The organism is Croceitalea sp. W27, from assembly GCF_055693185.1.
In genome coordinates this window covers 1,496,737-1,509,179 of the sequence record NZ_CM146327.1, presented here as the reverse complement: position 1 = coordinate 1,509,179, position 12,443 = coordinate 1,496,737, and the positions used below count along the sequence as shown (strand labels likewise).

Annotated in this window: 9 protein-coding genes and 1 tRNA gene; 7 read left to right on the top strand and 3 right to left on the bottom strand. The window is 37.7% G+C overall.

Annotated elements, in window-relative coordinates:
* Positions 1-31 precede the first annotated feature (31 nt).
* From ACZ1GR_RS06885 to ACZ1GR_RS06860, 6 genes are all read left to right on the top strand, one after another.
* Positions 32-3,370: a VCBS repeat-containing protein gene (locus tag ACZ1GR_RS06885; protein ID WP_472611424.1), complete on the top strand. Its 3,339-nt coding sequence runs from the start codon at positions 32-34 to the stop codon at positions 3,368-3,370.
* 28 nt (positions 3,371-3,398) lie between these two features.
* Positions 3,399-5,123, top strand: coding sequence for a GMC family oxidoreductase (locus tag ACZ1GR_RS06880; RefSeq protein ID WP_472611423.1), 1,725 nt, complete (start codon positions 3,399-3,401; stop codon positions 5,121-5,123).
* A 161-nt stretch (positions 5,124-5,284) separates the two neighbouring features.
* Positions 5,285-6,007, top strand: a complete 723-nt coding sequence (locus tag ACZ1GR_RS06875) for a gluconate 2-dehydrogenase subunit 3 family protein (RefSeq protein WP_472611422.1) — start codon at positions 5,285-5,287, stop codon at positions 6,005-6,007.
* A 9-nt stretch (positions 6,008-6,016) separates the two neighbouring features.
* Positions 6,017-6,853, top strand: coding sequence for a sugar phosphate isomerase/epimerase family protein (locus tag ACZ1GR_RS06870; RefSeq protein WP_472611421.1), 837 nt, complete (start codon positions 6,017-6,019; stop codon positions 6,851-6,853).
* A 78-nt stretch (positions 6,854-6,931) separates the two neighbouring features.
* Entirely contained in the window at positions 6,932-7,342 is a 411-nt protein-coding gene (locus ACZ1GR_RS06865; protein WP_377768623.1) for a 6-pyruvoyl trahydropterin synthase family protein, read from the top strand.
* A gap of 27 nt (positions 7,343-7,369) precedes the next feature.
* Positions 7,370-7,444, top strand: a tRNA-Val gene (locus ACZ1GR_RS06860).
* A 4-nt stretch (positions 7,445-7,448) separates the two neighbouring features.
* Here the strand turns inward: ACZ1GR_RS06860 and ACZ1GR_RS06855 are convergent.
* From ACZ1GR_RS06855 to gldJ, 3 genes are all read right to left on the bottom strand, one after another.
* On the bottom strand, positions 7,449-7,820 hold the full coding sequence (locus ACZ1GR_RS06855; protein WP_377768622.1) for a thiol-disulfide oxidoreductase DCC family protein: 372 nt from the start codon (positions 7,818-7,820) through the stop codon (positions 7,449-7,451).
* Between the two features lie 93 nt (positions 7,821-7,913).
* The gene (locus ACZ1GR_RS06850) at positions 7,914-9,188 is read right to left on the bottom strand and encodes a UDP-N-acetylmuramoyl-tripeptide--D-alanyl-D-alanine ligase (RefSeq protein ID WP_472611420.1); all 1,275 of its coding nucleotides are present in this window, start codon (positions 9,186-9,188) and stop codon (positions 7,914-7,916) included.
* 65 nt (positions 9,189-9,253) lie between these two features.
* On the bottom strand, positions 9,254-10,912 hold the full coding sequence (gene gldJ / locus ACZ1GR_RS06845) for a gliding motility lipoprotein GldJ (RefSeq protein WP_472611419.1): 1,659 nt from the start codon (positions 10,910-10,912) through the stop codon (positions 9,254-9,256).
* Between the two features lie 364 nt (positions 10,913-11,276).
* Between gldJ and porV the strand changes: the two genes are divergently transcribed.
* A complete protein-coding gene (porV, locus tag ACZ1GR_RS06840) occupies positions 11,277-12,419 on the top strand; it encodes a type IX secretion system outer membrane channel protein PorV (protein ID WP_472611418.1) in 1,143 nt (380 codons plus the stop codon).
* Positions 12,420-12,443 lie beyond the last annotated feature (24 nt).

The following is a 12,443-nucleotide window of genomic DNA, read 5'->3' as shown; positions in this document are numbered from 1 at the left end:
TTTTAAGAATTAAATTTTATAGCTTTAGAACGTGTTTAAAAAGTACACCATCTTTATAGTATTTAGTTCTTTTTTTATCATGGTTGTTTCATGTGATAAAGAAGAAGTTATACCAAATACGCGTTTCTCTTTATTGACTTCGGCAGAAACAGGTATTAATTTTTCTAATGATATAAAAGACGAAAAGGAGTTGAGTATATTTCAATATGCCAATTTTTATGGTGGTGCAGGCCTAGGTGTGGGAGATTTTAATAATGATGGTCTGCAAGATTTGTTTTTTGCTGGCAATCTGGTGCCTGATAAGCTTTACCTTAACAAAGGAAACCTTCAATTTGCAGATGCGACAGCAGCATCGGGTATTTCAAAGGATAATGGCTGGTCAACCGGAGTGACCATTGCAGATGTTAATAATGATGGGTTTCAAGATATTTATGTCAGTAGGGAGCTGTATGATAATAAACCCGAGCTAAGAACAAACTTACTTTACATAAATAACGGCGATGCTACTTTTAAGGAAATGGGTGCTGCCTATGGAGTTGCCAATAGTCAACGTACACGACACGCTACTTTTTTAGATTATAACAACGACGGTTTGTTAGATCTGTTTCTTTTAACACAGCCTCCAAATCCTGGTAATTTTTCAGAATATAGAGGATCGGAGCTACTTAAACCAGAATTCCACTTAAAATTATATAGAAATCAAGGTGATAAATTCGAAGACGTCTCAAAAGAAGCTGGCGTTGCTATTACCGGATTTCCCAATGGGGTTTCAGCAAGCGATATTAATAATGATGGTTTTGTAGATATCTACGTTGCCAATGATTTTTATGCTCCTGATTTTCTATTCGTCAATAATGGGGATGGAACCTTTACCAATAAAGCCAATGAGGCATTAAAGCACATGCCCTATTACAGTATGGGGGTAGATATTGCCGATATAAATAACGATAATCAGCTTGATATTTTTGTTGTAGATATGGTAGCTGAAGATAATTTTAGGCTTAAATCTAACATGAGCGGAATGAATATCGACGCTTTTTGGAAAGTGGTCAATGATGGCGGTCATTATCAATATATGTACAATACCGTTCAAAAAAATAATGGTAATGGAACTTTTAGTGATGTAGCACAGTTTACAGGAATGGAAGCAACAGATTGGAGCTGGAGCAATCTTTTGGCAGATTTTGATAATGATGGATTAAAAGATGCATATGTAACGAACGGGCTATTGCGTGACATCAGAAATACGGATGCGGATAAAGAGGTGGGTCAGTATGTTTTGGATACGGCCAATAAATGGATTGCCGAAAACCCTAATGCGGGAGATGTTAGTATTTGGGATATACTGGATTTGGATAAAGCTCTTGACATTTTGCCATCACAGCCGTTGAAAAATTACGCATTTAAAAATAAGGGAGACTTTAAGTTCGAAAAAGTAATGGATGATTGGGGTTTAAACGAAAAATCGTTTTCCAATGGCTCGGTTTACGCAGATTTAGACAATGATGGTGACCTGGATATGGTGGTAAACAACATTAATGAACAGGCCTTTGTCTACAGAAATAATTCAGAATCGATTCCAAATTCAAATTATTTAAGAGTACAACTAGTTGATAAAGACAATAAAAACACCTTTGGTTCGCGAGTGCGTATTGTAACAAATGGCCAAGAGCAGTTTTTTGAAACTACCAATGTAAGAGGCATATATTCAACAAGTGAACCCTATGTTCATTTTGGTCTTGGGGATTCAAAAAAAATAGATACGCTAGAAGTCTTTTGGTCTAATGGTAAAAAGACCATAAAAACCAATTTAAAATCCAATGCATTGATAAAATTGGCAATGGAGGATGCAAGCTCTTTTGAAAAGAAAAAAAGGCCAAAGGTTGACAATCTATTTCTGGATATTACGAAAACAGCAAGTCTAGTATACAATCATCAAGAAAACGATTTTGATGATTTTGACCATCAAATTTTACTACCTCATAAATTATCTCAATTTGGCCCGGCCCTAGCAAAAGCAGATATAAATGGCGATGGTTTAGAGGATCTTTTTATTGGAGGTGCTTCAGGTTTTGAGCCTGCGATAATGATTCAAAATGCCAATGGACAATTTGTGAAAACTGATATTGAATTTTGGAAAAGAGAAGCGCCGTATGAGGATGTAGATGCTATTTTTTTTGATGTAAATGGCGATGGTTCCAAAGATTTATATGTGGTTAGTGGCGGTAACGAGTATGCAAAAAATGACTTTCATTATGCAGATAGACTATACTTAAATGATGGTACCGGCAGTTTTAAAAAAGGAGCTTTATTGAACGCAGGTAGAGACAGCGGTTCTAAGGTGGTAGTTGCAGATTATGATAAAGATGGCGATTTAGATGTATTTGTTGGTGGTAGGCATGTGCCACATCAATACCCTCTTCCGGCGTCAAGTACATTGTTTTTAAATGACAATGGTAGTCTAAAGAATGCGACGACAGAATTGGCTCCAGAGCTTGAAAATGTAGGTATGGTGACCGATGCCATGTGGTTAGATTATGATATGGATGATGATTTAGACTTGGTTATGGTAGGTGAATGGATGCCAATCACTGTTTTTTCGAATAATGGAGGGAGTTTAAGCAAAGAAAATATTCCAGAATTTGAGCACACCGTCGGATGGTGGTTCAGTACGATACCTGGTGACTTTGACGCCGATGGTGATATTGATTTTATTGCTGGTAACTTAGGACTTAACTACAAATACAAGACTTCTCCAACAGAACCTTTTGATATTTATTACAAGGATTTTGACGGTAATGGAATTGGAGACATTGTTTTAGGATACCATAATAACAACAAGCATTATCCGCTTAGAGGGTTTTCGTGTTCTTCGGAACAAATACCAGGGCTAAAGAAAGAAATTAAAAAATACGATCTTTTTGCTTCAATGGAAATCAGCGAGATATATGGGGAAGCGGACTTAAAGAATGCACTGCACTACCAAGCAAATACTTTTGCATCATATTACGTAGAAAATTTAGGTAACGGCAGTTTTAAGATGAAAGAGCTTCCTTCCGAAGCACAATTGACCAATTTGAATGATGCCATAGCAGATGATTTTAATGGAGACGGATATTTAGATGTGCTTTTGGTCGGTAACCTTTACGTATCCGAAATAGAAACACCAAGAAGCGATGCCGGTATTGGCGTTTTGCTCTTAGGAGATGGTAAGGGCAATTTTAAGATCGTAGACAATACTAAAAGTGGATTTTTCACCTATGGTGATGCCAAAAATCTTCTTCAAATGAAAATAGCAAATAGAGATATTATTGTGGTTGCCAATAATAATGATAAACTACAACTCTTTGAACGAAAAATAAAAAAATGACAATTTCAAATAATATAAAAACGAGCTAATGCAGATAATAGAAAACGCTAAAGTTTACGATGCTATAATCGTAGGTTCAGGTGCCGGAGGGGGAATGGCCACCAAAGTTTTGGCAGATGCAGGATTGAACATCGCCGTTGTAGAAGCAGGTCCATTTTTTGACCCTGCCGACCCAGAGCAAAAAACACAATTACGTTGGCCATATGAGTCCGAAAGACGTGGTGCAGGCACTCGATATAGGCCATTTGGCGACTATGATGCTGCTTACGGTGGTTGGGATATTGAAGGAGAGCCTTATACCCATGTTGAAGGAACTAAATTTAATTGGTTCAGATCACATATGCTTGGGGGTAGAACCAATCACTGGGGTCGTATCTCATTGCGATTTGGGCCAAAAGACTTTAAAGGTAAAGACCGAGATGGTTATGGCGATAATTGGCCTATAGGTTATGACGATGTAAAACCGTACTACGATAAGGTTGATAAGCTTATAGGTGTTTTTGGAACCAACGAAGGACTTCCCAATGATCCGGACGGTTTTTTTCTACCTCCTCCAAAGCCAAGATTACATGAGCTTTTTTATATCAATGGGGCTAAAAAATCTGGAGTCCCCGTATACCCTTCCAGAATGTCGATGTTGACCAAGCGTATCAATAATGAACGTGGCGTTTGTTTCTATTGTGGTCAGTGCGGTAGGGCCTGTCAAGTTTATGCTGATTTTTCCGCAGGTACCTGTTTAATTTTTCCGGCACAGAAAAGTAGAGGCCAAGTAGATCTTTTTGTAAACTCTGTGGTAAGGGAAGTAACTACCGATGAAGAAGGAAGAGCTACGGGCGTATCGTACATTAGTAAAGACGATAGAAAAGAATATAAGTTGAAGGGCAAAACAGTAATTTTAGCTGCCTCTGCGTGTAGCTCGGCTAGAATATTAATGAATTCCAAAAGCAAGCAACACCCTAATGGTTTAGGTAATAGCAGTGATGTAGTTGGTAAATATTTACATGATTCAACAGGTGCCGATAGGGCTGCATTTATTCCAGATTTAATGAACAGGAAAGTATCCTACAACGAAGACGGGGTAGGTGGAATGCATATTTATTCACCTTGGTGGGGCGACAATTCCAAACTTGACTTTCCGCGCGGATATCACCTTGAAATTTGGGGCGGTATGGGTATGCCCAGCTACGGAACGGGTTTCAACGTAAATGATTTCAATAAGTTTTTTGGAACAAAAGCAGGGGGGTACGGAGATATCCTGAGAAGTGACTTGAAAAAATATTATGGTGCCGTCGTTGGTATATCGGCTAGAGGTGAGTCGATTGCAAGAAAAGATAATTATTGTGAGATAGACCCTAATGTTGTTGATGAATGGGGTATACCTGTGCTGCGTTTCCATTATAAGTGGTCAGACTTAGAACGAAACCAGGCCAAACATGCCCATGATACCTTCGAAGAAATATTGACGAACATGGGAGGCGAACTTATGGGCGATAAACCAGGTAAGGATAGGGACTATGGTCTTCATACTCCAGGTGCTATTATTCATGAAGTTGGGACAACTAGAATGGGGGATAATCCTAAAACATCAGTGACCAATAAATACCAGCAGTTACACGATGTCGATAATGTATTTGTTGTTGATGCGGGAGTATTTACCTCACAAGCGGACAAAAATTGTACCTGGACAATTTTGGCACTTTCATGGAGAGCTTCAGACTATGTTATTGAACAATTAAAAAAACAAAATATTTAGTATTGTGTTAAGTCTGTTGTGTCGGCTAAGTTTTAATTATTTTTTGTCAGGAGTAGGCAAAAAATTATGGCATAGCCTAGCTACGGTATCATTTTTTAACACAGTACTGGCAATAAAGAATATAACTTGGGCCGGCTAAGGCAGGCTTATTACAATACATTATGGATAGAAGAAAAAGTTTAAAAGCAATAGCCTTAGGTTCCGTGGCGACAGGTTTGGCCGCACATGGTTGTAAACCTGGTGAAGAAAAACCAGAGGTAACAGATGTAAAAGCACACGAACCTGTCAAATGGCGTACTGATTACGAGAATAAGATTTTAACTGAAATCAAAGAAGGGGAAGATTTTTTCAACGAGCTCCAAAGAGAAACCATGGTTGTGCTTTGTGATCTAATTCTTCCGCCAAGTGAGCAATACAAAGGCGCATCTGATGCAGATGTGGTTTCTTTTATTGATTTTATGGCGAGGGATACCGAGTCAGAAAAAATGCAGACCGATCTAAAGGGTGGTTTAATGTGGTTGGACCATAAATGCAATACAGAAAATGAGCTTGTTTTTAAGGATGCCACAATTGAACAACAAAAAGCCATATTAGATGAAATTGCCTATTACGATCCCAATACTCCGGATACTGAAAGACCTTTTGAGGTGAATTTTTTTAGTATGGTCAGAAATTTAACTATGTCTGGTTTTTATACTACCAAACTGGGTATTGAAGAACTGGGCTATAAGGGCAATATGCCCAATGTTTGGGATGGTGTTCCACAAGATGTTTTAGATCAACATGGTGTGGCCTACGACCCAGAATGGATTGCAAAATGTGTAGATCAAAGTAAACGCAATATTGCTGCCGAGTGGGATGATGAGGGTAATCTGTTAACTTAGAAAACTATAATGAGGCATATTATATTGAGGGCGCTTGTTTTAGCGATTATGGTCAGTAGCTGTAAGAACGATAATTACGTTGAAGATAATATTGGGCTACAACTGTATAGTCTAAGAGCGCAGTTTCCGAAAGATGTACCGGGTACAATAGCACAAATTAAATCTTGGGGGATAAATGTTATTGAAGGTGGGGAAAACACCTATGGTATGGAAGAGTCGAAATTTATCGATTTATTGGATAAAAATGGAATTGAAACAGCAAGCGTCGGTGCCAGTTTTGAAGAGCTGAGAGACAACCCGAAAGAAACTTTGAGACGTGCCAAAGCTTTTGGCGCAACATATGTAATGTGCGCATGGATTGCCCATAAAGATGACCATTTTAACATTGAAAATGCCAAGGAGGCTGTAAAAGTATTTAATGTTTCCGGTGAGTTCTTAAAGAAGGAAGGGGTCCAGTTGGTATACCACCCCCATGGTTATGAATTTAAGCCTTATGAAGATGGAACCTTATTCGATTATATGGCTAAAAATGCGGAAAGCTTTGACTTTGAGATGGATGTGTACTGGGTAGTACATGGTGGTGAAGACCCATTTGCGCTTTTTGAAAGATATCCTGAAAAATTTAAGTTGATGCATTTAAAAGATATGAAGAAAGGCACTGTTGGAAATCATACCGGCCATGGTGATGTCGAGACCAACGTAGTGTTAGGTTCCGGCATGATAGATATCAAGGCGTTAATGCTCAAGGGTAAAGAGATGGGCGTTGAATATATGTTTATTGAAGATGAATCTTCCAGAGTGGTCGAGCAAATTCCACAGAGTTTAGATTTTTTGAGAAAAATATAAGTACTGCCGCAACATATTAAGATGTTAATTTATTTTGAAAATGAAATTTGAAGTAAATTTGCAATCTTATTCAATACCATGGTAGTTACTATTTGTAGAAAAGCACATTTTAATGCTGCGCATAGATTGCATAACCCTGATTGGTCGGACGAAAAAAATCTAGAGGTTTTTGGAAAATGCAATAGTCCAAATTATCATGGCCATAATTTTGATTTAGAGGTTCGGGTTAAGGGTGAAGTAGACCAACAAACAGGTTTTGTAATGGACCTGGCCGATTTAGGTGAAATGATTAAATACGAAGTAGAGGAGCGTTTTGATCATAAAAACCTGAACGAAGACTGTGAGGAGTTTAAAGGAATTATGCCTTCGACCGAAAATTTTGTAAAAGTTATCTATGATATTCTTAAGCCTAAACTTTTAAAAGGGCATTTGCTTCATATTACATTGCATGAAACTCAAAAGAATGCTGCCGAGTATGGTGATTGGTAACATTTTTACGATATTGCAGCACTTTTTGGAGTATTAGCTCAGTTGGTTTAGAGCGCTGCCTTGACAGGGCAGAGGTCACTGGTTCGAATCCAGTATACTCCACTTTTTAAAACCCTACCGTACAGGTATTCGATTTCCCGAACCAACGAACCCTATTTTTTGAAGCTAGATTATAAATGGTGTCTCGTATAATTCTTGGCACGAAGGCTAGTAATGCCGCAACCAATTTCCACTTGGGTATTTGTGAAACTATTTTTAAAAAACCATCAGAATGGGTATGCGCACCGGCCTCATCAATTAAGATAACGGTAGTCAATTCTTTTTTTGGAAAACCAAAAGTATGTAGTAAAGATTGCCCATATGGCGATTGAAACGCTACAAAACTAAAGCTATCGGCAGGGGCGAATTTTAATAACCAACCTACCACGCCATTGCATAAATTACATTCACCGTCAAAAATGATAATACTGTTGTCCATGATTACTAGTTGTTACCCCTTTTAGGTCGTAGAACGACCGGAACCATTTCACATCAAACTCAAAAAAAGTAATTTTTTAGTAAAGTTTAGCATTTAGAGCAGCTCTAAAATACGTTCTAGGGCCATGCCCCTTGAGCCTTTTATAAGCATGGTGCTTTTTGGTAAATTTGTATCAACTAGGTATGACTTAAGGTTCTCGAATGATTTAAATTTTTGAAAAGTGGTATTGACTTTAAAGAAGTTCTCTCCAACTAAATAAACATCTTTAAACCCTAGTTTCTTGGCATAATCGGCTATAGACTGATGTTCTTCATTTGCCGTTTCACCGAGCTCGAACATGTCACCTAAAAAAAGGGTTTTCTGTGAAGATTCTATTAAACTTAGATTTTCAAGAGCGGCCATCATGCTGGTCGGGTTGGCATTGTAGGCATCTAAGATTATTTCATGTCCGTTCTTCTTCATCAATTGCGAACGGTTGTTGTCAGGGTTATAAAATTCAAGAGCTTCCTTGATTTCATTAGGAGGAACGTTGAAGTATTTTCCCATTAAAATTGCCGCACAACAGTTTGGGAAATTGTAAGCCCCGATGAGGTTGGTGTTTGCTTGTAGGTCTTCGAATTTTATTTGAACAAATGGAGAAGCATTAAGCAACTCTATTTGATAATATGCTGAGTCAGTCTGGCTAAAACCAAATTTTTTAATGTAGGTAGCCAATTTCTCCCTTTGAATGGCATCATCTGCATTTATAAAAATGTGCTTATCATTTTCGATGAGATAGGTAAATAACTCACTTTTTCCTTTGATTACCCCTTCAACTCCGCCAAAACCTTCTAGATGGGCTTTTCCAAAATTGGTAATGTACCCAAAATCTGGTTGGGCCAATCCAGATAAAAAGGCGATTTCTCCTTGATGATTGGCTCCCATTTCTACTATTGCCAATTCTGTATCTTCTTTAATGGAAAGAAGTGTCAATGGAACACCGATATGATTGTTTAAATTTCCTTTAGTGGCAATGGTTTTATATTTTTTTGAGAGTACGAGATTAATGAGCTCTTTCGTAGTTGTTTTTCCATTACTGCCAGTTAGTGAGATTACTCTGGTTTTCGAATAGTTACGATGAAAAGTAGCCAATTCTTGCAATGTTTCTAAAACATTGTCAACGAGAATCGTCTTTTCTGAAGTCTGATAATCTACCTCATCAACTATGGCATAAGAAGCACCTTCTTTTAAAGCCTCTTCAGCGAATTTGTTACCATTAAAATTAGGCCCCTTAAGCGCAAAGAATATGCAGTTAGGAGTTATTTTTCTTGTGTCTGTAGATATTTCAGGAAACTGCAAGAACAGTTTATGTAGCTCGGTCACATTCATAAATCGAAGATAAAAAAAAGCCTTGATGCTAGATCAAGGCTTTTTACTTTATAAAAGAAATCTAATTATTTCGATTTCTTGTGTCTTACTGTTTTGTTCTTGGACTTTGATTTAGAACCCACTCTTGACATGGCGCATCTAAAGCCAATATCATCAGTTGCCATATATTGTGGTAAGTAACGACGTTGTGCCGGGTCTAACCAAAATGCTCTATCTCTCCATGAACCACCTTTATATACTCGCACCTCATCATTGATTAAGGAAGTTCTATAATTAGAAGTATCATACTGACGTAAAATTTTACCTGTAGAATCACGCTCCACTTTATGCTTAGGAGAATCGTACATTTTTCTATTATCTTCTTCGTCATCACTGAATCTTTGATAGAATCTTGAAGAACCTGGGTCACCATCTCTATAACCTCTGTTGTCACTAGATGAGAAGTTGGTTCTTAAATAAGTTTCTTGTTCATCAACCGGAACTTCTTTGATTTCACCTGGAAGGTTTACAGCAACAACTTTTCCGTTAGGTAAGGTATCAAAAACTACAGAATCTCTAAGAATTTGAACTTTTCCGTCTTCACCGATTGCTTTTTTCGTGTAAATATTACCTCTATAATAGTTGAAATCACTTATCTCGTCATCAACTATTGGTCTATAAACATCGGCAACCCATTCCGAAACGTTACCGGCCATATCATAAAGACCAAAATCATTTGGCTTATATGATTTCACTTGACCTGTGATATCAGCTCCGTCATCTGACCATCCGGCGATACCTCCATAGTCACCTTTTCCTTGCTTAAAGTTTGCCAATTGATCGCCACGACCTACACGTTGTCCATTTCTGGTGTAATCACCTTCCCATGGATATTTTTTTCTACCTCTATAATTGTTGTACTCACGAGTGCCAATAAGTGCCTGCGCGGCATACTCCCACTCGGTCTCAGTTGGCAATCTATATTCAGGAGAAATAATACCTGAACTTCTTTTTGCAAAACTATTTATGGAATCTTTTTTCTGCTTTCCTTGAAGTGAATCGATTTGACCTCCGTATACAGATTCTGGATTGTTAAGGTAGGCTTCAGTACTAAAAGTACCATCTACTTCACCGTTAAGTACCCCATATAAAGCATCTTCTTCAATAAAACCTTCTTGGGCAAGTTTGTATTCGTTAACCCTATCAGTTCTCCATTCTGCGTATTGCGTTGCCTGAATCCAATTAACACCAACTACAGGGTATTCTGCATACCCAGGGTGACGTAAATAGTTATTGGTCATAGTTTCGTTAAAACCTAAACGGTTTCTCCAAACTAATGTGTCTGGCAATGCACCTTTGTAAATATTTGCGTACATAGGATTTTCTGGAGGATATACCTTTTTCAGGTAATCTAGATATTCCATGTACATTTTATTGGTTACCTCAGTTTCATCCATGTAAAAAGACTGCACATGTTGAGAGGTTGGGGTATTGTTCCAATCATGCATAATATCATCTTGAACTTGCCCCTTGGTAAAAGTACCACCTTCTATAAAGACCGTTCCCGGAGGAGTTTCTTGTTCTTTAAAATCAGAGTTGTATTGAAAACCGCCATCTTTGGCATTAATTTTCCATCCAGTTGCTCTCGAAACATTTTTAGACGAAGAAGATGAGTTTTTGCAACTTGAAAAACTTACCGCTACAACCACACTGGATAGTACAACTTTTACTAAGTGTTTTTTCATAATTAGGACTTGAGTTCGATAAACCGAAAACGTATTCGGCTACTTCAATTTTATTTGATTTAATATCACTTCAGGCAATAAAACGAAAAGATGGACACAATATTTTATATCCCGAGAAAAACTTTCAGTTAATTTTTTTCGATTTTATTACTACCTCAATAACGACGTAAAATCAATTATAGTATGCGTAGTGTCTGGGTTTAACGTTCACTTTATTTGTGTGCATGAATGTATTTGGTCTAAAAAGGACTTTCTTGAACAAGAATTTATAAAAAAGAACGTTTCTGTATAATATGTTAAATGGTTCTCTGGGCGAGAACCGGTTTTTAAAGTATAAGAACTTACAACTTTATAACGAGAAAGAATGAAAAAATTAATCGTTTTGATAACGCTTATTTGCGTTGTTAAAGTTTCTGCACAGCAAGAAAGGGTAATTACCACGGCAGTTCCGTTTTTAACTATTTCTGGAGATGCCAGAGCTTCTGGTATGGGTGATATGGGCGTTGCCACTTCTGTTGATGCCTTTTCACAACAATGGAATCCGGCTAAATATGCATTTTCTGAGAGAAAATCTATGATTGGTGCCAGTTACACGCCTTTTTTAGAGAATGTGGTCTCAGATATAGGTTTATTGTCTGCAACTTTTGCAAATAAGATAACTGAAAGGAGTGCTTTTGCTTTTGGTATTAGGTATTTTAGTCTTGGCGAAATTGAGTTGAGACAGACCATAAACGAAGAAGGTACGCTTGTAAAGCCCAATGAATTTGCCATAGATGGCTCATACTCCTTAAAATTGAGTGAAACGTTTTCAATGGCAGTAGGGGGTAGGTTCATAAGTTCTAATCTTAGATTACAAGATGGCACCCAAGACTCACAAGCCGCTAATGCTTTTGCAGTAGATATTGCCGGTTTCTTTCAATCAAGGGAAGTTGCCTACAATAATTTTGACGGTAGATGGCGCGCAGGTTTTAACATTTCTAATCTCGGCGGTTCATTACAGTATGATGAAGGGGGGCAAGAAAACTTTTTACCCACCAATTTAAGGTTTGGTGCCGGTTTCGACTTTATTCTTGATGCCGATAATGTTGTTGGTATCTACTCTGAATTTAATAAATTGTTAGTGCCGACACCGCGAGATTTTGATGGAGATGGTAATATTGATGGAGACGACAATGAAATATATCAAAACATAAGTTTTTTTAGCGGTGTGTTCGAGTCATTTGGTGATGCGCCAGACGGTTTTAGCGAAGAGCTAAAAGAAGTTACTTGGTCTTTAGGCACAGAGTATAGGTATCAAGATGCCTTTATGTTAAGAGCTGGATATTTTAATGAGAGTCCAGAAAAAGGTTCTAGGCAGTTTGCTACGATAGGTGCGGGCTTTAAGTTTAAATCTGCTCAAATAGATTTGTCCTACCTTTTCTCTACGGCACAAGTTAGAAACCCACTTGAAAATACCTTACGTTTTTCGCTTACCTTTAATTTTGGCGAAGAATTCTACAACGATTAAAAGATTAATGCTATAATTTGATAT

Coding starts and splice junctions, on each gene's coding strand:
- ACZ1GR_RS06875 (WP_472611422.1), top strand. CDS start 5,285: ATGGATAGAAGAAAAAGTTTAAAAGCAATAGCCTTAGGTTCCGTGGCG.
- ACZ1GR_RS06870 (WP_472611421.1), top strand. CDS start 6,017: ATGAGGCATATTATATTGAGGGCGCTTGTTTTAGCGATTATGGTCAGT.
- ACZ1GR_RS06880 (WP_472611423.1), top strand. CDS start 3,399: ATGCAGATAATAGAAAACGCTAAAGTTTACGATGCTATAATCGTAGGT.
- ACZ1GR_RS06855 (WP_377768622.1), bottom strand. CDS start 7,820: ATGGACAACAGTATTATCATTTTTGACGGTGAATGTAATTTATGCAAT.
- ACZ1GR_RS06865 (WP_377768623.1), top strand. CDS start 6,932: ATGGTAGTTACTATTTGTAGAAAAGCACATTTTAATGCTGCGCATAGA.
- ACZ1GR_RS06850 (WP_472611420.1), bottom strand. CDS start 9,188: ATGAATGTGACCGAGCTACATAAACTGTTCTTGCAGTTTCCTGAAATA.
- gldJ (WP_472611419.1), bottom strand. CDS start 10,912: ATGAAAAAACACTTAGTAAAAGTTGTACTATCCAGTGTGGTTGTAGCG.
- porV (WP_472611418.1), top strand. CDS start 11,277: ATGAAAAAATTAATCGTTTTGATAACGCTTATTTGCGTTGTTAAAGTT.